Source organism: bacterium, from assembly GCA_016703265.1.
GTDB lineage: Bacteria > Krumholzibacteriota > Krumholzibacteriia > LZORAL124-64-63 > LZORAL124-64-63 > CAINDZ01.
Genome location: JADJCK010000003.1, coordinates 463,023 through 484,996, shown reverse-complemented (window position 1 = coordinate 484,996; position 21,974 = coordinate 463,023). Strand labels below are relative to the sequence as shown.

At 66.9% G+C, this 21,974-nt stretch carries 15 protein-coding genes and 1 pseudogene; 9 read left to right on the top strand and 7 right to left on the bottom strand.

The genetic code is table 11. From position 1 onward, the window contains the following. Nucleotides 1–169 precede the first annotated feature (169 nt). On the top strand, nt 170–1,747 hold the full coding sequence (locus IPG61_06295) for a thiol-activated cytolysin family protein (protein ID MBK6733688.1): 1,578 nt from the start codon (nt 170–172) through the stop codon (nt 1,745–1,747). A 93-nt stretch (nt 1,748–1,840) separates the two neighbouring features. Here the strand turns inward: IPG61_06295 and IPG61_06290 are convergent, their stop codons facing one another. From IPG61_06290 to aceE, 5 genes and pseudogenes are all read right to left on the bottom strand, one after another. After that, nucleotides 1,841–3,331, bottom strand: coding sequence for a hypothetical protein (locus tag IPG61_06290; GenBank protein ID MBK6733687.1), 1,491 nt, complete (start codon nt 3,329–3,331; stop codon nt 1,841–1,843). A gap of 131 nt (nt 3,332–3,462) precedes the next feature. Continuing rightward, complete coding sequence (locus IPG61_06285) at nt 3,463–4,419, bottom strand: hypothetical protein (protein MBK6733686.1); 957 nt, start codon at nt 4,417–4,419, stop codon at nt 3,463–3,465. A gap of 213 nt (nt 4,420–4,632) precedes the next feature. Next, nucleotides 4,633–6,030, bottom strand: coding sequence for a dihydrolipoyl dehydrogenase (lpdA, locus tag IPG61_06280; protein MBK6733685.1), 1,398 nt, complete (start codon nt 6,028–6,030; stop codon nt 4,633–4,635). Nucleotides 6,031–6,033: 3 nt separating this feature from the next. Then, a complete protein-coding gene (locus IPG61_06275; GenBank protein ID MBK6733684.1) occupies nt 6,034–7,401 on the bottom strand; it encodes a 2-oxo acid dehydrogenase subunit E2 in 1,368 nt (455 codons plus the stop codon). 49 nt (nt 7,402–7,450) lie between these two features. Further along, nucleotides 7,451–10,133: pseudogene (gene aceE, locus IPG61_06270) on the bottom strand (pyruvate dehydrogenase (acetyl-transferring), homodimeric type). Between the two features lie 213 nt (nt 10,134–10,346). Between aceE and IPG61_06265 the strand changes: the two are divergent. The 8 genes from IPG61_06265 to IPG61_06230 all read left to right on the top strand — a co-directional run bounded on the left by IPG61_06265 (nt 10,347) and on the right by IPG61_06230 (nt 19,311). Further along, complete coding sequence (locus IPG61_06265; protein MBK6733683.1) at nt 10,347–11,537, top strand: ATP-binding protein; 1,191 nt, start codon at nt 10,347–10,349, stop codon at nt 11,535–11,537. Between the two features lie 60 nt (nt 11,538–11,597). After that, nucleotides 11,598–12,845, top strand: coding sequence for an efflux RND transporter periplasmic adaptor subunit (locus IPG61_06260; GenBank protein MBK6733682.1), 1,248 nt, complete (start codon nt 11,598–11,600; stop codon nt 12,843–12,845). Then, nucleotides 12,842–14,089, top strand: coding sequence for an efflux RND transporter periplasmic adaptor subunit (locus tag IPG61_06255; GenBank protein ID MBK6733681.1), 1,248 nt, complete (start codon nt 12,842–12,844; stop codon nt 14,087–14,089). The genes IPG61_06260 and IPG61_06255 overlap by 4 nt, the downstream gene beginning before the upstream one ends. A 2-nt stretch (nt 14,090–14,091) precedes the next feature. After that, nucleotides 14,092–15,324, top strand: coding sequence for an ABC transporter permease (locus IPG61_06250; protein MBK6733680.1), 1,233 nt, complete (start codon nt 14,092–14,094; stop codon nt 15,322–15,324). Nucleotides 15,325–15,329: 5 nt separating this feature from the next. Continuing rightward, entirely contained in the window at nt 15,330–16,820 is a 1,491-nt protein-coding gene (locus IPG61_06245) for a TolC family protein (protein MBK6733679.1), read from the top strand. 3 nt (nt 16,821–16,823) lie between these two features. Beyond that, nucleotides 16,824–17,840, top strand: coding sequence for a homoserine O-succinyltransferase (locus tag IPG61_06240; protein MBK6733678.1), 1,017 nt, complete (start codon nt 16,824–16,826; stop codon nt 17,838–17,840). Between the two features lie 473 nt (nt 17,841–18,313). Continuing rightward, complete coding sequence (locus IPG61_06235) at nt 18,314–18,868, top strand: hypothetical protein (protein ID MBK6733677.1); 555 nt, start codon at nt 18,314–18,316, stop codon at nt 18,866–18,868. After that, nucleotides 18,865–19,311 carry a helix-turn-helix domain-containing protein gene (locus IPG61_06230; protein MBK6733676.1) on the top strand — a complete coding sequence of 149 codons (447 nt, stop codon included), beginning with the start codon at nt 18,865–18,867 and terminating at the stop codon, nt 19,309–19,311. The genes IPG61_06235 and IPG61_06230 overlap by 4 nt, the downstream gene beginning before the upstream one ends. 117 nt (nt 19,312–19,428) lie before the next feature. Here IPG61_06230 and IPG61_06225 read toward each other — a convergent pair whose 3' ends face one another. After that, nucleotides 19,429–19,968 (bottom strand): hypothetical protein, encoded by a 540-nt coding sequence (locus tag IPG61_06225; GenBank protein MBK6733675.1) that lies wholly within the window; start codon nt 19,966–19,968, stop codon nt 19,429–19,431. Between the two features lie 271 nt (nt 19,969–20,239). Beyond that, nucleotides 20,240–21,856 (bottom strand): thiol-activated cytolysin family protein, encoded by a 1,617-nt coding sequence (locus tag IPG61_06220; GenBank protein MBK6733674.1) that lies wholly within the window; start codon nt 21,854–21,856, stop codon nt 20,240–20,242. Between the last annotated feature and the right edge of the window lie 118 nt (nt 21,857–21,974).

Here is a 21,974-nt window from a genome sequence, read left to right as displayed (position 1 = left end):
CAGTATCTGCGCAATGGTACGACTATCTGCACATCGAAGCGCGAATCATGACATAACGACCATTGTCCCGAGATGCCCGAACTGCGGCGAGCCGTCCGGCAGGCCTTGACGGCATTTCGCCGCAGGAGGACAATATGATTGGGCGTATTCAATTAGGAGGGGGATTGTCATGAAACGCTGGTTGATTCTGTTCGCGGTTGGCCTGCTGCTGCCCGCCTGCTCGAGCGACGACCCGGCCGGGCCCGACCCCGTGCCCCAGTCCACCATCGACGCCATCCTCGCCACCGCAGGCACCGTCCCGACGCTGGGCGACGCCCGCGACGACATCACGTCCGACAGCGAGGTCGACGGCGACTATCGCTACACCTACGAGCACCACGACGCCATCGAGAATCTCGAGAACATCACCTGCCTGGGGCTCAACGACGACGTGATCTATCCCGGCAGCCTGGTCCGGGGAGACCTGGCCTACAGCTACGTCTACTCGCCGATCGTCGTACCGCGGGCGCCGATCACGCTGTCGAGCTCGCTCGAGGGCGCCGGCAGCGGTCTCGACCTGGACGAGGTCGTCGACGCCCCGGAGCTCGCCTCCGTGCGCCAGGGGATCTCGAACCTGTTCGGGCGCGCGCTGGCGACCAACACGAGCGCGCCGGCGCAGGTCGACTTCTCGTACCGGCAGGTGCACAGCGCCTCGCAGATGAGCCTCTTCGTGGACGCCGACATCTCCTACGGCGCCGGTGACCTGAGCACCAGCTTCGACTGGAACACGTCGTCGAGCTCCACGAAGATCATGGCCAAGTACACGCAGATCTACTACTCGGTCGACATGAACACGCCGTCGTCCCCGAGGGCGGTCCTCGGCGAGGACATGACCGAGGAGGAGATCCGCGCGGCGTTCCCGGCCGGCTCGCAGCCGCTCTACGTCGCCGGCGTCAAGTACGGACTCATGGCCATCATGTGCATCGAGAGCGACTTCTCGATGAGCCAGATGGAACTGGCGCTGGAAGCCTCCTACGACGGTGTCGTCGACGTCGACCTCGGCTTCGGCTACACGGCCGAGCAGGTCATGCGTTCGTCCTCGATCCGCATCATCGTCTACGGCGGCTCGACCAGCGGCATCGAGGAGCTGACCGGATTCGACGGCTTCATGAGCATCATCTCGGCCAGCACCGAGTTCTCGGCCACGTCGCCCGGCGTGCCCATCCTCTACAAGTTCCGCCACCTGCGGGACAACACGCTGGCGATGATCTCGCTGACGTCGCAGTACACCATCGTGCGCCCGCTGAAGATCCGGCAGGGCGTGCGGGTGACCGTGAACCGGTACATCTGCGAGTGGTCCGACGACGACGACCCGTTCTACGACGCCGATGTCGACATGGACATCTTTGCCGTCTACTGCAACGCCTTCAACCGGACCAGCGGCGGCGACGCCGGGGTGCAGATCAATCCCGTCGACCAGGCCGTGCACTACTGGTCGACGCCGGACTACTACGAGATGGCGGCCGGCTCGATCTTCACCGCCGGGACCTCGGTCGACCTGACCTTCAACACCGAGGGCTTCGACTTCAACTACGCGAAGATCGAGTTGAAGGCCTTCGCCCGGGACTTCGACTGGGCGAGCGGCAACGAGCAGGAGTGGGGGACGATGAGCATCTTCGGCTCGTCCATGCTGGGGAGCCAGAACATCATGATCTACGGCGCCGACTTCCGCTTCCGGGTGGAGTGCACCGTCGAACTGCTGAACTGAGCGCATGGTAGCGCGGCCGCCGGCTTTCCGGCCGGCGGCCGCCCCTGTTCCGGCCGATCGCCGGTCCCGCCACAATCCTCCCAGATCAGAAGATCAGTCGGTTGCGGCCCGATGTGTCGTATCGGCAATGCGGGTACGTTCGGCGCCGTTGATGGTCCACGTCTGAAGTCGCATGCCCTCGGCGCCGAGGCGCTCGATGCGCTGTTCGATGCGCGTCGTGGCGGCGTCGTCAGCGCGCTCAGCGTAGATCCGGATCGCTTCGCCGTCGGCGCTGGCGGTACCTTCGTCGATGGCTCCGGACTCGTGGATGGTGAGGGTGTGGATGATCCCGGTGTGCGGATGAGGATAGAAGATCGTCTCGGTGACGGGCTCGTTGGTGCGCGTGTCGATGGTGCGCATCAGGATCGCTTCGTTGTAGGGGATCCAGGCGAGACTGGTGCGCGTGGCATCGGTCTTCCACTCGGTCTCCAGGAAGGGAAGGAAGCCATTAAGGTGCGTGATGTGTTCCGGCGGTTCGGCTGCGCTCGGCGGGAGGGGTGTGACATCATCGTGCCTGTTATAGACCCAAGCGGTCACGGAGGGGTCGACGGGTTGTCCCTGATCTTCGATCCAGTGGCTGGTGTAGCTGGTTGGGGTGTCGAAGGTCCAGACGGATGAGATCGCCCGTCTGGGTTCGGCCGCCCACGCAATCTTCTCCTGATCGTAGAAGAGAATCATGTCGAAGCGAAGGTCAAGACCTTCCAGTCGGGTGAGCGTGCCGGTCTGGATGAGATCGGGTCCGGAGAGCGCGAGCACGGTGAGTTCATCGCGCCAGGGGTGGTGATAGATGACCCGGAAGCCACCGAAAATGGATTGGGACGTGGCCTGGCTGTTGGACGTGATGGAGGTCAGCGCGTGCCTGGATGGTCCCCAGGTCCAGACATCGCGTTGTTGAACGCCGTTGGCCGGTGTCGTGCGCCACTCGCCATGGGGGAAGCGTGCGAGGAGTGCGAGGCGCTGGTTGCGCTGTTCGGCATGGATGTCGTCGATGGCGACCTGGAGGTCGGACCAGACACCGTGGGCGTCAGGCTGGGGGCTCGCGCGGAACTCGATCGTCGACTCGGCGTCGGAGTCGGCGCGGGTGTCGGCCTTGAGATTGATGAGGATGGGTTTGAAAGTGGCGAAGCCGTCGACGAGCCGCATGGTGCCCCGAAGCCCGCCGTCGGTGGATTGTTCGAGGTCGACATCGACATCGTTGGGCGGAGATTCCGGGTTCTGGCCGACGCCGAAGGCGCTCATGAGCCCGGTGTAGTAGATGTCGGTCAGTTCTTCGAGACGCGCCGTGGTGGGCGTGGGTTCGTCGAGGCGCAGGACGATGGCGTAGGACCAGAAGTTGGCGGAGACGGGATCTCTCCAGCCGGGGGGAAAGCGGAGGTCTTCAACGCCGGAGGGCATGTCGGGGGCGAAGTCCGGGGGGAGCTCGATGGTTTCGCGCGCCCAGTTGCTGATGGTGACCGGCGCGGACTGGGCGAAAGCGGGGGGTGTGTGCGTGAAGAGGAGTGCGCCGAAGAGGTGGGTGCACGCGAGGAACGCGGGTCGGTACATCGTGGGCTTTCGGGTTCGGGTGGAGGGCCGAAAGACGAACGGCAAGGCGTGGGACGACAGGATCCCATCTCAACAATCAGGAGGCAGGATTTGTTCCCTGTCCATTGGCTCTCGCATACCGGGAGGCACGCCTATCGAAACAGTGCCTTGACGTCGCCGAACGAGGCGGTCTCGGTCGCGACGGCGCAGTCGGAGATGAATTCGAGCTGATAGGCGCCGCAGGAATTGGTCCCGTAGGAATCCACGACCAGGATCAACGACTGTGGCGCTGGAGTGTCGTTGTTGTAGATCACGACCTCAGGTTCGCCTTCGTAGGTGATGTCGGCGTAGCCCAGGCAGGCGTAGCCGTCCGCGCAGGAGTCGAGCAGCCACATTGCCCCGTCCTCGAAGTCGAAGGCGGCGCTGGCGGTGAAGGTGCACCCCGCCGGGACCTGGATTTCGTAGTAGTGCTCCCGGCCCCTCTCGGGGTAGGAACCGCAGTCGCTCGTCGTGATGTTGTTGTAGCCGTCGCAGGTGTTGCCCGTGAAGAAGGTGCCGGTCACGTCGTGGATCAGGTCGCAGATCGCCGGTGGGACGAAGTAGGGGGTGGTCTCAACGGTCAGCGTGAACGAGCCGGCGGCGCCCTCGTAGCCGTCCACCACGAAGTAGATCTCGCCGGGATAAGGCGCCGCCAGGCGCACTTCATTATCCACCACGATCAGGCAGCCCAGGGATTCGTCGCACCTGTCCAGCACGGCCAGGTCCAGGTCGGCCGTCAGGCCGCTCAGAACGGCGGACCAGGTGACATTGGCCGGGAAGCTGACGTGGAAGACGACCTCGCCGCCGCCTTCGTTCCAGGCGCTGCAGCCGTAGCTGGTCACGTTGTTGGCGGCGCCGACGTTGCTGCCGGTATAGACCCACGGACTGGTGCCGAGGTCGATCTCGATGGCGCCGGTGCAGTCGAGCAGACCCTGAGTGGCCACAAGGCCCGGGTCAGAAGCCTTCCGGGTCGGGGACTTGCCGGTCGACTCGAACAATTCGCCGGCACTGGCGGCGCCGGCCACGGCCATCAGGCAGATGCCCGCGACGAGTGCTTGCGAAACGCGCATGACATCCCTGCTCCCGGTTCGCCCGACCCTTCATGATTGTCCCACAACGGCGGACCTCGGGTCAACCCGGCCCGTCAGGGTCGATAATGCCTTGTCAATCAAGCGACCGACTGTGCACATCCTGATCTTAATCCTACGGAATTGCGCCGGCGCAAGTCGTCCCACGAACGTGAGACTTGCGCCGGCGCAACTTCGATCCGCAATTCGCTCGCGCTAAGCCTTGAACAACGACTGCGCCGCATCATAAATCGTCTCCGACAACGTCGGATGCGGATGAATCGTCCGCCGCAGGTCCTCACTGACCGCCGCCATCTCCATCGCCAGCACACCTTCGGCGATGAGTTCGCCCGCGCCCGGCCCCGCCACCGCCATGCCCAGCAGGCGGTCGGTCTCGGGGTCGACGATCAGCTTCGTCATGCCGTCCTCGCGCCCGAGGGTCAGGGTGCGGCCGTTGCCGCGCCACGGCAGCTTGGCGGTCTTGACCTTGATGCCCTGCGCGCGCGCCTCGGTCTCGGTCAGGCCGCACCACGCGATCTCGGGATCAGTGAAGACGACGGCGGGGATCGCGCGCGGATCGTAGGTCGCCTTGCGGCCGGCGGCCGCCTCGGCGGCCACCTCGGCCTCGGCGTAGGCCTTGTGCGCCAGCATCGGTTCGCCGGCAATGTCGCCGATGGCGAAGATGTTCGGCTCGGCCGTGCGGCGCTGGCCGTCGACGACGACGAACTTCCGCTCGTCCAGCTTGATGGCGGTGTTCTCCAGGCCGAGGTCCGATGTATTGGGCTTCCGGCCGATCGAGACGAGCACCTTGTCGAACGTCTCGACCGTCTGTTCGCCGTTGGTGGTCTCGAAGGTCACGTCGACGCCCTTCTTCTTCTCGTCCAGCTTCGCCACCTTCGTCTCCATGCGGAAACCGGCGAACTTCGTGTCGAGCCGGCGCTTCAGCAGCGAGACCAGGTCGCGGTCGGCGCCGGGCAGCAGGCCGTTGGTCATCTCGACCACGCTCACCTGGCTGCCGAGCGAGGCGTAAACCGAACCCAGCTCCAGCCCGATGTAGCCGCCGCCCACGACCAGCAGCTTCGCCGGCACATCCTTCAGTTCCAGGGCGCCGGTCGAGTTGATGATGCGGTCGCTCTTCGCGGCGCCCGGCAGCATGATCGGCTGCGAGCCCGTGGCCAGGATCGCCTGCTCGAACGTCATCTCGCCGACGGTGCCGTCGTGCGCGGTGACCACCAGCGTGTGCGCGTCCTTCAGCTTCGCCGTGCCGCGAACGTAGGTGAGCTTCTTCTGCGTCACCTTCTGGCCCAGGCCGCCGGTCAGCTTGCCGATGACCTCGTCCTTCCAGGCACGCACGCGGTCGATGTCGATCTCGGGCTTGGCGAACTTCACGCCGATGGCGGCGCTCTCGTGCGCCTCATCGACCAGCTTCGCGACGTGCAGCAGCGCCTTCGAGGGGATGCAGCCGCGGTACAGGCAGACGCCGCCGGGGTTGATGGCCGGGTCGATGAGCGTCACGGCCAGGCCCAGTTCGGCGGCCTTGAACGCGGCGTGGTAGCCGCCGGGGCCGGCGCCGACGACGACCAGCTGGGCAGTGGCGGGAATGGCGTCGCTCACGGGTCATCCCTTCATCACGAGGTTCAGGGGCTCTTCGACCGCTTCGCAGATCCAGCGCAGGAAGCGGGCGCCGTCGGCGCCGTCGATCACGCGGTGGTCGTAGGTCAGCGACAGCGGCATCAGCAGTTTCGGCGTGAACTGCCCGCCGTTCCAGACGGGCGTCATCTCCGAGCGCGAGACGCCCAGGATCGCCACCTGCGGCGCGTAGACGATGGGCGTGAAGGCCGTGCCGCCGATGCCGCCCAGGTTCGAGATGGTGAACGTGCCGCCTTCCATCTCGGCGGGCGAGATCTTGCGGTCGCGCGTGCGCTGCGCGGCGGCGTTCAGTTCCAGCGCCAGCGCCTCGACGCCCTTGCGGTCGGCATCGCGGATCACCGGCACCAGCAGCCCGTTGGGGGTGTCGACGGCCACGCCGACGTGCACGTAGTCCTTCAGCACCAGTTCCTTGTGCGCCAGGTCGAGGCTGCTGTTGAAGCGCGGGAACGCCCTCAGCGCCGCGGCGCAGACCTTCAGCAGGAACGCCGTCATGGTCAGCTTGCCGCCGGCCGGGGCGGTCTCGTTATAGCGCTTGCGGAACTGCTCCAGCCGCGTGATGTCGGCGCGGTCGTACTGCGTGACCATGGGGATGGTCGACCACGCGTAACCCATGGCGTCGGCCGTGATCTCGCGCACGCGGGACAACGGCTCGGTGTGCACCGGGCCCCATTTGGTGAAGTCGGGCAGGGGGCGCTGCGCGTGCAGGCCGGGGAACTCGCCGCCGGTCGCCGCCTCGCGGCCGCCGCCGGTCAGGCGCTGCATGGTGGTGCGCACGAAGGTGCGCACGTCGTCTTCGCTGATGCGGCCGGCCGGGCCGGTGCCTTGCACCTGGTAGATGTCCACGCCCAGTTCGCGCGCCAGGCGCCTGACCGAGGGCGCCGCGGGGGCCACGGCGTCGCCCGTGCGCACCGTGGTCAGGTCCACCGGCACGCCGGCCATGCGGTCGGGCTTCGCGGCCTCGACGGCCGGGGGCAGGGGCTGCGCCGCGGCCACCGCCGGGCGGGGCGCTGCGGGGGCCGCCGGAGCAGCGGCCGGCGCTGCCGCGGGGGCGGCTGCGGGCGCCGTCGCCGCGGGCGCCGTCGGCTTCACGGTCGCCGCGCCCGTCTCCAGCTTCATGATCACGTCGCCGATCTTCACCACCGAGCCCTCGCTCACGAGGATCTCGGTGATCACGCCCGCCTCGGGCGCGGGGATCGCCACGACCGCCTTGTCGGTCTCCATCTCGAGCAGCGTCTGGTCGGCCGTGACGCGGTCGCCCGGCTTCACCGCCAGGCTGATCACGGTACCCTGCTTGACGCCGTCCGAGACTTCGGGGACCCGGATCTCCTGTGCCATCTTCATCCTTCCCGGCGCGGGGGCGCCGCGGGTTCCGTCAATCGACTCGTCAGTCGGTATGCGGGTTCTTCTTCGCGTGGTCGATGCCCATGTCCTTTATCGCCGCGGTCACGTCCGACGGCTTGAGGACACCCTTGCCGGCCAGTTCGTGCAGCGCCGCCAGCGTGATGTAGCGCGCGTCGACCTCGAAGAAGTCGCGCAGCTCCTTGCGGCTGTCGCTGCGGCCGAAACCGTCGGTGCCCAGGATGTGCACCGGGCCGGGGAACCACTTGGCCACCGTGGCCGGCAGCACCTTCATGTAGTCGCTGGCCGCCACGAACACGCCCTGCTCCTTCGACAGGAGCTGCGCCAGGTACGGCTGCTTCTCCTTGCGGTTCGGATTGAGCAGGTTCCAGCGCTCGCACTCGATCGCGTCGCGGTAGAGCTCCTTGTACGAGGTCACGCTCCACACGTCGGCCGCCACGCCGTACTTCGTCTCGAGCATTTCGGCCGCGGCCAGCGCCTCGTTGAGGATGGCGCCCGAACCGAGCAGGTGCGCCTTCGGCGCGTCGCCCTTCAGCGGCGAGATGCGGTAGCGGTACATGCCCTTGAGGATACCCTCGCGCACGCCCGGCCGCTTCGGCATGGCCGGCATGCGGTAGGTCTCGTTGGTGACCGTCAGGTAGTAGATCCAGTCCTCCTGGTGGCAGAACATCCGCGTGATGCCGTCGTGGATGATCACCGCCAGCTCGTAGGCGAAGGCCGGGTCGTAGGCCTTGACCGGCCCGGGGGTCAGCGCCAGCACGTGGCTGTGCCCGTCCTGGTGCTGCAGGCCCTCGCCCGCCAGCGTGGTGCGGCCGGCGGTGGCGCCGACCAGGAAGCCGCGCGCGCGGCTGTCGCAGGCCTGCCAGATCAGGTCGCCCACGCGCTGGAACCCGAACATCGAGTAGAAGGTATAGAACGGGATGGTGCTGACGCCGTTGTTGGCGTAGGCCGTGCCCGCGGCGGTGAAGCTGGCCATCGAGCCCGCTTCGCTGAGGCCTTCCTCGAGGATCGCGCCCGTCTTCTTCTCGTTGTAGAACAGCAGGCTGCCCTTGTCGACCGGCTCGTACAGCTGGCCGGCGTGCGAGTAGATGCCCACCTGCCGGAACAGCGATTCCATACCGAAGGTGCGCGCTTCGTCGGGCACGATGGGCACGATCAGCTTCCCGAACTCGGGATCGCGCAGCATCTTCGCCAGCATGTGCACGTAGGCCATGGTCGTGGCCAGTTCGCGGTCGCCCGAGCCCTCGAAGTACTCGCTGAACAGCGCCTCGGTCTGGCAGGCGAACGGCTGCGAGTTGTTCACGCGCCGCGGCAGCGAGCCGCCGAGGGCCTGGCGGCGTTCGCGCAGGTAGATCATCTCGGGGCTGTCGTCGGCGGGCCGGTAGAACGGCGCCTCGGAAATGTCCTCGTCGTTGATCGGGATGTTGAACCGCGTGCGGAATTCCTTCAGCTCGTCCTCGTTCAGCTTCTTCTGCGAGTGCGTGATGTTCTTGCCCTCGCCGGCCTCGCCCAGCCCGTAGCCCTTGATGGTTTGCGCCAGGATCACCGTCGGCGTCTTCTTGTGGTCGACGGCCGACTTGTAGGCCGCGTACACCTTCGCCGGGTCGTGGCCGCCGCGCCGCAGCTTGCGGATCTGCTCGTCGGAGTAGCCGCTCACCAGGTCCAGCAGCTCGGGATAGCGACCGAAGAAGTGCTCGCGGATCTCCGAGCCCTCCGACACGTTGTAGCGCTGCATCTCGCCGTCGAGGATGTCATCCATGCGCTGGTGCAGCAGGCCCTTCTTGTCGGCCTCGAGCAGCGGATCCCAGTCGCCGCCCCAGATCACCTTGATCACGTTCCAGCCCGCGCCGCGGAACGCCGCTTCGAGCTCCTGCATGATCTTGCCGTTGCCGCGCACCGGGCCGTCGAGCCGCTGCAGATTGCAGTTGATGACGAAGATGAGGTTGCCCAGCTGTTCGCGCGCCGCCAGCGTGATGGCGCCCAGCGACTCGGGCTCGTCCATCTCACCGTCGCCCAGCAGCGCCCACACCTTGCGGCCGCTGGCCGCGCGCAGCCCGCGGTCCACCAGGTAGTGGTTGAAGCGCGCCTGGTAGATGGCCGACAGCGCGGTCAGGCCCATCGAGACGGTGGGGAACTCCCAGAACTCCGGCATCAGGAACGGATGCGGGTAGCTCGAGAGCCCGCCGTCCGGATGCAGTTCGTGGCGGAAGTTGGCCAGGTCCTTCTCGCTGAGGCGGCCTTCCAGGAAGGCGCGCGCGTAGAGGCCCGGCGAGGCGTGGCCCTGGAAGAAGACCTGGTCGCCGAGGAACTCGTCGTTGCGGGCGCGCCAGAAATGGTTGAAGCCCACTTCCCACAGCGTGGCCGCCGAGGCGTACGTCGAGATGTGCCCGCCGATGCCCGGCCGCTCGCGGTTGGCGCGCACCACCATCGCCATCGCGTTCCAGCGGATGATCGACTTGATGCGTCGCTCCAGCTCGCGATTGCCCGGGTAGAGGGGCTGCTGCGCCGTGGGGATGGTGTTGATGTACGGCGTGTTGGCCGTGTACGGGATGCTCACGCCGCGCTCCTGGGCGCGTCTGCAGCACCCTCAGCAGCTGGCGGACCCGGTCGGGGCCCTGCTCACGCAGCACATAGTCCAGCGACTCGCGCCACTCGGTGTTCTCGATCTCCTGAAGGCGCGCCAGCAGTTCGGGGTCCTGGATGGCCATGGGGCCGTCTCCTGTCGGTACGGGAAACTGATGGTCAGATTCAGTGCAAAGGATAGGGGAATTGGGGGGGGCGTCAACCTAAGGGGACGGCCAGGTGGTCGCGGACGGTCTTGGCGCCTCTTGATGCATCTTGACAGATATGGACAAAACAGTTATAAACCATATAGTATACAACTAAAGGATTTCGCCGGAGAGCCCAAGGAGACGAACTCTATGCTCCCATTCAGGTTGGGTATGCGGGTGGCCGGCCCCGAGTTTTGCGGCCGCCGGCCCGAGCTGGCGCAGCTTCGCGAGTACATGGCCGGCAGCGGCCGCGTCTATGTGGTCGGGGAGCGGCGCATGGGCAAAACCTCGCTGGTCTTCGAAGCAGCGCGCACGCTCCCCGGGACGCGCGTGGTGGATGTCGACCTGATGGCCGCCCGCAGCCTGGGCGACGTGACCCAGCGTCTGGCTGCGGCCGTCGTCCGCACCCAATCAGGTCAGGCGGGCCAGTCGGGCCAGGCCGGGCTGTTGCGGCTGCTTAAGGGGCTCGCGCAGTTGCGCCCCACACTGGGTGTCGACCCGCTGTCCGGGGCGCCGACCGTCAGTTTCGCGCCCGGCAGCGGCAATCATCCGGACTCGCTCGACGCCGTCTTCGCCTTGATCGCGGCCTGGCCCCGGGCCGTGGTCGTCATCGACGAGTTCCAGGATGTGCTCGGGCTGCCCGATCCTGGGGCGGCGCTGGCGCAGTTGCGTGGCCTGGTGCAGCGGCAGCCGGAGGCGGCGTTCGTGTTCTGCGGCAGTGTGCGTCATCGCATGGAGGACATCTTCACCCGCGACGACTCGCCTTTCTTCAAGGCGGCCATGCGCATGCACGTGGGGCCCATCGACCGGGGTGAGTTCCGTGACTTCCTGGCCGCAAAGTTCGCCGAGAGCGGGCGCACAGTGACGCCGGAACTCCTCGACGCGATCTGTGATCTCTGCCACGACAACCCGGGCGATGTGCAGCGATACTGTACGGCGCTGTGGCAGGTGACATCGGACGGCCAGGCCGTCACCGACCATGACCTGCCGGCAGCGTGGGAGATGGTCTTCGCGATGCACGCCCAGGAGTACGAGGTGATCCTGCGGAACCTCAGCGCGCAGCAGTCGCAGGCCCTGCGCGGGATTGGCGGCCCTCGGCGGGCGATCGCACCTGACCGGAGCATTGCTGGCGGCAGCCGGCATCGCGCTGCTTCCCTCGCTCGCCAAGGCCCTGTCCGTGCTCGTGGAGAAGGGGCTCGTGGTGAAGGAAGGCACCGAGTACCGTATCTGCGACCCGTTCCTCATCCGCTGGCTGGTGCTGCGGCTTTCGTGATGCGACCCGGGGAACTCACCGGGGCGGCGGGGTTTGACGCACTGGCCCGGCCGCCCGGCCTGTGCTAGGCTGCTCCGGATCCCACACGCCCTATCCAATGCCGCGATGACACATGGGGGACCCCTGACTTGCGTCTTCGCCTACTCTGGCTCGTGTTTCTTGCGCTGCCGACGGTCTTGCAGGGCTGCCGTCCCGCCGAAGGCCTGCCCACCGTGCGCGCAACAAGCGGCGCCCTGCCTCTCGTGTCGGTCGAGAGCGGCGAGATCCAGGCCGTGCATTCGCAGATGGTGCGACCACCGATGGAATGGAACAGCGACCTGGTCATTGCGGCGATGGTGCCCGAAGGAAAGATCGTCAAGCAGGGCGAAGAGGTGATGCGACTGGACGCCAGTCCCGTCGAACGCCGGCTGGCTGAGACGCGGGACCAGATCGACACGCTCGAGATGCAGCGCACGGGCGTGGTGGCCAACCAGCGCTCGCGGTTGCAGGCGCTCACCAATGCCGTCAGCACGGCGACACTCAGTCGCGAGCAGGCCGAACTGCAGATCCAGAAACTGAAGTTCGAGGCGAAGTACCGCCAGCAGGACGCGCAGCTCGCGCTCGACCGGGCCGGAGTCGCGCTGGTCGAGGCGACGGCCAAGCTCGCCGCCCAAGCCGTGCTGGACAGCCTTGAACTGGCCAAGACCGATCTCGAACTGGGCGCGGCCCGCACGGAATTGGCGTCGTTGCGAGGACGCATCACCTCGATGTCGCTGCGCGCTCCCCTGGCGGGCATGGTGGTCTACCGGGGGCGCGAGGACGGCGAGGCGCGCGGCATCAAGCCGCGCGTCGGCGACGTGATCCAGCCCTGGCAGCCGCTCTTCGAGATCCCCGACCTCGACTCGATGCAGGTCGAGTTCCCGCTCCACGAGGTCGACCGTCCCGCCTTCCTGACGGGCCAGGCCATCAGCGTGCGCCTCGAAGCGTATCCCGAGAGCGTGTTCACCGGGCAGATCGATGACATCGCCGTGCTGGCGACCGAGGTCGAGAAGGAGAGCCGCGCGCGCGCCTTCGTGGCCCGCGGCCGCATTGCCCCAGCCGATCCGCGGCTCAGGCCGGGCATGACGGCGGTCGTCGAGGTGGTGCTGGCGGCCACGCAGGACTCGGTGCTGGTGCCGCGCGGCGCAGTTGCCGAGCAGGACGGCGCCACGGTGGTGTTTCCCGCCGAATCGTGGCCGCAGTCGCGGCCGGTCCGGCTGGGCAGTGCCAACGCCCTGTACGTCGCCGTTGTGGAAGGTCTCGAAGCCGGCACGGAGCTCGTGCTGTGGGCCGAGGCGCCGCCGCCGGGCACCCGACCGCTGGGATACGCCCGTCATTTTGCCAAGGAGCAGCCATGACCCGGTTCGGGCGACGTCGCATCTGGGTAGTTGTCGCGCTGGCTGCGGCAGCGGTGATCGCGATCGCCGTCTGGGGCGGCGCCCGCCGCACGGGCGAGGCCGCGGCGACGGCGACGGCGCGTCGCGGCGAATTCATCGTGGACATCGCGACCACGGGCCAGGTCGAGGCCGTGCGCAGCCGCAACGTGTCGCGCAAGCGCATCGGGCGGTCGTGGAACGCCTCGCAGGTCGTCCAGCTGGCACCCGAGGGCAGCGTGGTCAAGGAAGGCGACTTCCTGGTGCAGCTGGACATGGCCGAGACGACTACGCAGCTGGAAGAGGCGAAGAACGCGCTGCTGAACGCGCGCGCGGAACTGGCGCGCCAGCCGGCTGAGAGCGACTCGCGACTGGCCGAGCTCGAGAGCGCCGTTCTGACGCAGCAGTACAGCCACGAACAGGCGAAGCTGCGCACCGAGGCGATGAAGTTCGAGGCCGAGGTGCGCCGTCGCGAACAGGAACTGGAGCTGCGCAAGAGCGAGCTCTCGCTGCAGGAGGCGCGGGACCGTCTGGCCGCGCAGCACGTGATCGCCAGGGCTGAGCACGAGAAGTCCGAGTTCTCCGTGCGGCAGGCGCAGTTGCAGGTCAGCCAGGCCGAGGAAGCCCTCGCGGCCATGACCATCACGGCACCCGAAGCCGGCCTGGTGGTCTACAAGACCTACCGGCAGGGCAAGGTCAAGGTCGGCGACCAGGTGTGGCCGGGCATGGACCTCATCGAGCTGCCCGACCTGGCCCAGATGCAGGTGCGCACGCGGGTCAACGAAGTCGACGTGCGGCAGGTGGCCGTCGACCAGGAAGTCATCATTCGCGTCGACGCGCTGGACGGCCAGGAGATCCCGGGCAAGGTCTCGCGCATCGCGACCCTGGCGCGCACCGAGGGAGAGGCCAAGGTCAAAGTCTTCGACGTGGACGTGCTCGTGACCGGGTCCGCGGAGGAATTGCGCCCGGGCATGACCGCGCAGTGCCGCATCATCGTCTCGCGGTTGGCTGACGTCGTTTCCGTGCCGCTTGAGGCCGTGTTCGAGCGCGAGGGGCAGAGCGTCGTCTTCGTGGTGCCGGGCAGTGGCAAGCCGGTGCCGGTGACGGTGGGCGCGCGTTCCGACGACTTCGTCGAGATCGTGACGGGCCTGACCGGCGGAGAGGCCGTGGCGCTCAGCGACCCGGAGAAGCCGGCGCCCGCCGCCCCGCGTGAGGAGGCCAAGCCCTGAGCATGTCGACGCTCGAATGTGCGCGGATCGGGTTGGACGGACTGAACGCCCACCGCCTGCGCACGCTGTTGACCACGCTGGGCATCGTGTTCGGGGTCGCGGCCGTGATCGCCATGCTGTCGATCGGCGAGGGCGCGCGGCGAAAGGTTCTCGCGCAGTTTGCGCTGATGGGCATCGACAACCTGCTCGTGGTCGACAAGCCGCCCCCGGACCCCGCCGATGACACCGAGACGCGGCCGTTCAGCGCCGGGCTCACGCTGGCCGACGCTGCCGCCGTGCGCGAGGTGATGCCGCAGGCGTTACGTGTGGTACCGATGCGCATCGAGGACCTGGATGTGCAGGCCGGTCGCCGGCGCGTCTCGGCGAATGTTGTGGGCACCACGCCCGACTATATCGACGCCACGCGTGCCCGCGCCGCACGCGGCCGTTTCCTGGACTGGGCCGAGGTCGATTCGCTCAGCCGCGTCTGTGTACTGGGCGCAGGCCTGGCGAGCGAGTTGTTCCTGCTGCAGGATCCGGTGGGCGAGCAGGTCAAGGTGGGGCGCGACTGGTACACGGTGGTGGGGGTCATGGCGGGCGCCGACGTCTCGGCGGCGAATGAACTGGAAGACATCCGCGACACCGCGCGCGACCTCTACCTGCCGGTGGGCGCGGCGCTGCAGCGCCTGAACGTCAAGCCATACACCAGCGAACTGCATCGCCTGATCGTGCAGGTCGATGACACCGACCGGCTGAACGAAGCCGCGGGCGTGCTGTCGTCGGTCATCAAGAGGCGCCACCGCGGCGTCGAGGACCACCGCATCGTGGTGCCGGCCCACCTCATCCGCCAGCAACAGTCGACGCAGCGCATCTTCAACGTCGTCATGGGCGCCATCGCCGGGATCTCGCTGCTGGTCGGCGGCATCGGCATCATGAACATCATGCTGGCCAGCGCGCTGGAGCGCACCCGCGAGATCGGCCTGCGGCGGGCGGTCGGCGCCACCGAGCGCGACATCCTCCTGCAGTTCCTGCTCGAGGCGGTGGGCGTGAGCTTCCTGGGCGGCATCATCGGCGTTGCCGTCGGGCTGGGCCTGACGGCGGCGATTGCCGTCTACGCCGGCTGGCCCGTGGCGATCGCGCCGTGGTCGGTGCTGTTGGCTTTCGGAGTGTCCGCGGCCGTCGGCATTGCCTTCGGCTACTACCCGGCGCGCCGCGCTGCGCGCCTCAGTCCCATCGAATCCCTCAGGTACGAATGATGCGCATGCTGCTGCTTCTGGCCCTGGCGACGATCCTGCCTGCAGTGGGCTTCGCCCAGACCCTGGACCTGGACGAGGCCATCGCGCTGGCGCTCGAGTCGAGTTACGCCGCGCGGACCCAGCGGCTGGTGCTGCTGCAGGCCGAGCAGGAACTGGTGGCGGCGCGCGGGCGGTTCCGGACGCGGCTCGACCTCGAGCTGGATGCCCCCGACTACAACGAGTCGGTGTCGCCGGTGAACGAGCCGGGGCAGCTGCCGGTCTATTCAACGTACGGCTCCAGCGAGTGGCGCGCGGGGCTGACGCTCACGCAGCCGCTTCCGACCAACGGCCGGATCGGACTGACGGGCATGGTCCGGCACCGCACGAACACCGTAGTCTCCGACCTCGACGCCGCCGAGGCGCGCAGCCGGACCATGATCAACAACTACCGACTCGACTTCGTACAACCCCTGTTCGTGCCCAACGCGCTCAGTCTTTCCCTGGAGCGCGCGCGCCTGAACTTCGAGGATTCGCGGCGACGTTTCACCGTGGCCCAGCTGGACATCGTCTACGACGTCACGGCCGAGTTCTACGGCTTCCTGCGCGCCGAACGACGGCTGGAGATCGCGCGCGCGGAGCTTGTGCAGCAGGAGGAGGCGTTCCAGCTGGCTTCGCGCAAGTTCACGGCGGGCCTGATTCCCGAAGTGGAGGCGCTGCAGATGGAGGTCGACCTGGCGCAGAGCCGGAACAACCTCCTGTCGGCCGAGGGCGCGCGCGCCGCCGCCGCGGACCGGTTCAAGCTGCGCCTGGGGCTGCCCATGGATGGTGACGTCGACGTCACCGCCGAGGACACGCCGCGATTCTACGAGGTGGACAGTTCGCTCGCTCACGAGCACGCGCTGGCCCACCGGGCCGAGATCCGCAACGCCGAGTCCGACCGCAGGCGCGCCGAGATCACCGTTTCCGAGACGGATGCCCGCTCGGCGCTGACCGGCGAGCTGCGTGCCTACTACGACCTGACGGGAGTCGCCTCGAGCGACGTCTACCGCGATCCTGCCGACCTGTGGGACCTGAGCTGGGACGACCTGGAGCGCCGGCCTGGTAACCGCGGCGTGACCTTCTCGCTGCGCGTGCCGCTGTGGGACAGCGGCGTCAACGGGGCCGAAGTCGCGGCGGCAAAGGCCATGCTTTCCCGCAGCGACCTGGACGGCGAGGAGCAGCAACGCCGCGTGGTCCAGGAAGTCAACGCGGCGCTGACGGCGCTCACCGAGTCGCGCGGCCGCCTTGAAGCCCTCGGCCGCAGCGTGGAACTGGCCGGCAAGAGTATCGAGATCAGCGTACAGCGCTTTGCCAACGGCGACATCACCAGCCAGGAGCTGGCGCTGGACCGCGACCGGTTGACGCAGGCGCGCATGGCGTACCTTGATGCGTTCATCGGGTACCAGTTGGCGGGGGCGGATTTGAGGCGGCAGACGCTTTATGATTTCGAGGCGGGCCGCACCATGGTAGACGAGTGAATCGTGCCCATCATCGCCCACAACCACCTGCCCGCCTACGCCCGCCTGCAGGCAGCCGGCTACGACGTCGCCCCGGCCGCCGGCCCCGGCGCGCCCGGCAGCGGCCGTGACCTGCACATCGGCCTGCTCAACCTGATGTCGGACGCCACTCTCGAGGCCACCGAGCGGCAGTTCCTGCGCCTGCTGGCGGCGCGGCGGCCGGCGGCGCGGATCCACCTGCATCCGTTCACGCTGGCGGCGGTGGCGCGGGGCCCGAAGGCGAGCGAACACATCGCGCGGCATTATGCCACGTTCGCGCAGCTGAGGGCGCGGGGCCTCGACGCGCTGATCGTCACCGGCGCCAACGTCACCGGGCCCGACCTGACGGTCCAGCCGTTCTGGGAGCCGCTGCAGGAAGTGGTGGGCTGGGCCTGGGACGAGGTGCCGTCGACGCTGCTGTTGTGCCTGGCCACGCACGCGGTGCTGCACGCACGTCACGGCCAGCCGCGCGCGCGCCTGGCGGCCAAGTGCTGGGGCGTGTTCCCGCACGTGGCCACCGGGCCGGCGCATCCGCTGTTGGCCGGACTGCCGGGCACGGTCGATGTGCCGCACTCGCGCTGGAACGAAGTGTTCCCCGCCCAGTTCGCGGCGGCCGGGCTGCGCATCCTGCTGGCGAGCGAAGCGGCAGGCGTGCACCTGGCGACGAGTCCCGACGGGCTGCGCCAGGTGTACATGCAGGGGCATGCCGAGTACGACGCCATTTCGCTGCTCAAGGAGTTCAAGCGCGAGGCGCTGGGCTGGGCGGGTGGTCGGACGGCGGCGTTCCCTCCGTATCCGGAGAACTACCTGCCGCCGGCGGCCGTGGCGATCGTCGAGGAGTGGCGGGCGGGTGTGGCGGGTGCCATGGCGGCCGGAATGGCGGCGCCGGCCTTCCCGGAGGCCGACCTGGTGCCTCTTTTGGCGGACCGGTGGCGTGGAGCGGCGGAGGCCGTGGTGGGGAACTGGGTTGCCGGGCTGGGGGGAGCGCCTCTGGACTTGTGAGAGGTGATGGATCCGGTGGGGTGAAATCCAGATTCACCTTCTTCAGGACAACACTCGTTATATCGTGTTTGCTCGTTCTCCGCCGCCCGTCCGTTTGCCTCCGCGCCTTGCCACGCGGTCACGCAACATCACTCGGAATCGGAGTCGGCTTCTAAACGCGGCACGTTGACGATTGCGCCGGCGCAAGTTTCACGAACTGTCGTTACGTGATCCGGCACAACGACTTGCCGCCATCTCCGCCTCCCGCCGCCCCAAGGCATTCGAGGGCACCCCTGCGCGATGCGAGCGGTCAACAACCGGCGACAACCTTCGCGGCACGCCTACCGCTGGCGACGGCCTGCGGTCATGCTGCTGTGTCGGGCGCACCAGTCCCGGGAACTGGCAGGCAGAGCATCAGTACGCCTCAACTCATGGCTAAAACTTGACAAAAAAGCCAAGCGCGATTAAAATGTCCAATTGTGGGAGCTGGGCCCATGACATTGCCGGACTTCGTCCCGGATGGCGTGTTGCCGCCAAGGGACTTCGAGCTCACGATCGCTGAACTTCGAACCTCCATGCTGGTTCTCGGCTCGCACACCGGGGGCCGCGATACCTGGGACGAAAGCTGGCGGCGGAAGCTGGTCGACAACCTGGAGATCCTCGTGACGCAGCTTCACCGGACAGGCATTTCTGAGGTGTTCATCAATGGTTCGTTCGTGGAGGACAAGGATCACCCGAACGACATTGACGGATACTTTGTCTGCGACCTTGGACGTTTGGCCTCGGGCGAGTTGCAGAGGGAGCTCAATCTCCTTGAACCCGACAAGATCTGGACCTGGGATCCGAGATTGCGGCGCCCGTATCGAGGATACGACAAGCTCCAGCTGCCCATGTGGCACAAGTACCGCGTGGAGTTCTACCCCCACTGGGGCCAAGTCTCGGGGATTCGCGACCGCTTCGGCAACGAACTCGACTTCCCCTCCGCGTTCCGCATTTCGCGCAGGAGCGATACACCCAAAGGGATCATCAAGATAGGGGGGCTATCATGATCCGGAACGACACTGAACACCAGAACGCTGTCGCACGAATCCGCGCTGAACGTGAGCGCATCGACTCGACCGGCGCTGTGCTGGCGTCGCAGGGGCTCAAGCCCGACGAGATCAAGCGCGCGCTGGATCCGCTCGTCTCGTTCCATCTGCAACTCGTGGAAGAGGTCGAAGCCTACGAACAGCTGCAGCGCGGCGAATTCGGCACGCTCATCAACCTGCACGGCGTTGGCCGGCTGCTGATCTCGCTGCGCATCTACAGCGGATTGACGCAGCGTGACCTGGCCGCCAGGTTGGGCATCCATGAGTCCCAGGTCTCGCGCGACGAGCGCAACGAATACCATGGAATCACTGTGGGGCGGGCTACCCGGATTCTCGAGATTCTCGGGGCCAGAGTTTCGAGCACCGTTGAAGCCGTGGATCCGCCTGAGGAAGTGGAGGTTTAGGTTGGGGTACCCGCGACACTCGACGCCGGCGTGACGCCGCGTTACCGGACGCAGAACGGAGCCCGGCAGATCCAGGCTCCGTTCAGGCGAAGCGCACCACTCGTTCGTCGGCCGCTGTCAGCGATACATCGCCTTCAAGGCACCGAAGCTCTCCTCTTCCAGCGCAACGGCGTTGTCGTAGGAATAGGTGACGCAGACCTCGGCCGAAATCTCGATACCGAAGCTGAAGATCCCCGCGCCCCCCATCTGGGCGACGCCGCCGAAGCTCGGCGTGGTGAAGCTGAGGACCTGGTCGGAATAGAACGAACTCAGCACGGTCCAGGGGATCGCATACCCCGCCACGATCGTACCGCTCAACGGCACGTTGACGGTGTTGGGATCGACCCCGCCGGCGACCGGGATCTCCCCATCGGCCAACACGGCAGCATTGAAGGTGTAGGGAGTGAGATCCATGGTCCCGGAAGCCAGGCCCAGGTTCATATTGAAGCTCCACCAGCAGGGCGTCACCGTGCTCGTGTTCTGGCCGAGCAGCTGCCCGGTGTAGGTGACGTTCAGTTCCACGGTGGCATCGGTCAGGGCGAAGGCGCCGATGTCGAAGCGAGCCACATCCAGGGTGAACTGGCCGAGCGGGCCGACATAGGAATCACAGCTGGTCACGGTCTGGGCCTGCGCCGGGCTGAACGCAAGCGCTGAGAGCGTAACTGTTGAAATGACATCCAGTAACACTGCGGACAGTGCCGATACCCTTTTCATGACGTTCCCTCCAGGAATTTTTGGACCTTTCTTCCCCTGATCAATCGTTATCATAATCTGCTGAAAATGTAAAGATCCGCATGCGGGCATAGGGGAAAGCGCCAAGGGTCAACCGGTCTCCGATCGACCCAGGGCGCCTTCGCAGCGCCGGCCCGTCCACGCCGGCGCCACTCGCTCAGTCGTAGAGATCCCCGGTCTTCCGCACGTTGAAGGTGATGCGGTACCGCCAGCATTCGCCGGAAGGCGTGTCCCACCGGGTGTAGGCGAGGTTGCCGGTCGGCATCGTGTTGCGGTAGGTCAGGTCCCAGCTCACGAAGGGACTGACCTGGCGGATGTTGCCGAAGAGCCGCACCGAATCGCGGCCGTCGTTGTGCAGGCGCACCGTCCTCACCTGCGCGGCGCCCCCGTTCCACTGCAGGGGCCAGGAGTTGCCCTCGCACATGGCGGCGCCGACGGCCGGATCGTAGGTCGCCAGGTGCTGCTGCCCGGCCTGGTCGTTGACGTAGAAGTCGTAGCCCGTAATCAACGGGCAGACGCCGCCGCAAAGAAGCCCGCCCCAGTCCACGTACGTGAGCTGCTGCATCGTGATCTCGTACTCGGCTCCCGTCGGCACCAGGACGGCCGGCGCGCATTGCCGCAGGCTGTACTGCGTCGTCTCGCTGACCTTGGCGATGGTGTTGTCGGCCAGGTTGCGGATGGTGTAGGAGATCGGTCGGGCCGAGGTCAGCGTGGCGTCGGTGCGGAAGAACTCGGACAGGTTGCCCGAGCGGATCAGCGCCAGGGCGTGGGACGCATCGCCTCCCACCGTGACGACCTTGATCTGCGCATTCTCCATCAGGGCCTGCTGCTCGGCGGTCAGGTTGGCGCCGCCGCCGCTGCCTCCGGATTCGAGCACGACGTTGAGCGTCGACTGGATCTCGGCCTCGGTCGCCTGCGAACTGAGGGAGAAGACCAGCATGCGTCCGTAGGAGATGTTGGAGACGAAGACGGGGAGGTTGTCGGGCCCGATCCGGCCGCGATCCACCTGCTCCTGCAGCTTGTCGGCGGATAGGTCTTCCGAGAAGAAGGCCTGGGGCGTTGACGGCAGCACGACCGAGACCGTGAACATGCGCTGGATGAAATAGGCCGTGACGTTGGTGCGTTCGGCCGAGTAGCTGACCTCGAGGTTCGAGTTGATCTCGGCGCCGGTGTACTTCGCCGAGAGTCCCATCTTGAGCAGGCCCTGGCTGACCGTGTGCATGCGTTCCTGCGTGAAGAGCACGTTGCTGCCGGCCGCGTGCCCGGCGTCGGTGGCGGCCTGGATCAGTTCGCCGATGGCCTGGTTGACCGTCGCGAGCGTGGGTTCGGCGACGGTTCGCGTGTTGTTCGACGTCAGGAGATCGATCGCGATCGTCAGCGGCGCGCGTTCGCGGATCGGCAGTTCGGCCAGCGACCCGATGCCCATCGCGTAGCCCTGGCCCTGCAGCAGCGAACCGGGCCAGAGCACCTCCAGGTCGGGATTCATGGTAACGATCTTGTCGGGGGTGCGGGTGATCGAGAACGGAGTCGTTTCGCAGACGAATTCCTGGCCGTCGACGGCTTCCTCGATGGTCTCGGGATCGCCGACGGCGGTTTCGGAGTCGCCCTGGTTGGGTGAGAACTGCTCCCAGGTCGGAAGGCCGACCAGGAATTCGTTCACATCCGCGACGACGACGTTGTCGGGGGCGGCAGCATCTTCGGAACAGCCGCCCATGAGCGCGGCAAGGATCATGAGCGCGAGGGCTCCAATGGGTTTGCGCGTGGTCTTCATCATCGCCAAAGGCCTCCTGGACGGTGTGGGTCCGGGGGCCGCTGCCCCCTTCACCTGCACATGCGCAGAAGTCCGGTAAATCGTGCACGCCGCCGGCGAAATCGTGTGACATCTGTCGGGC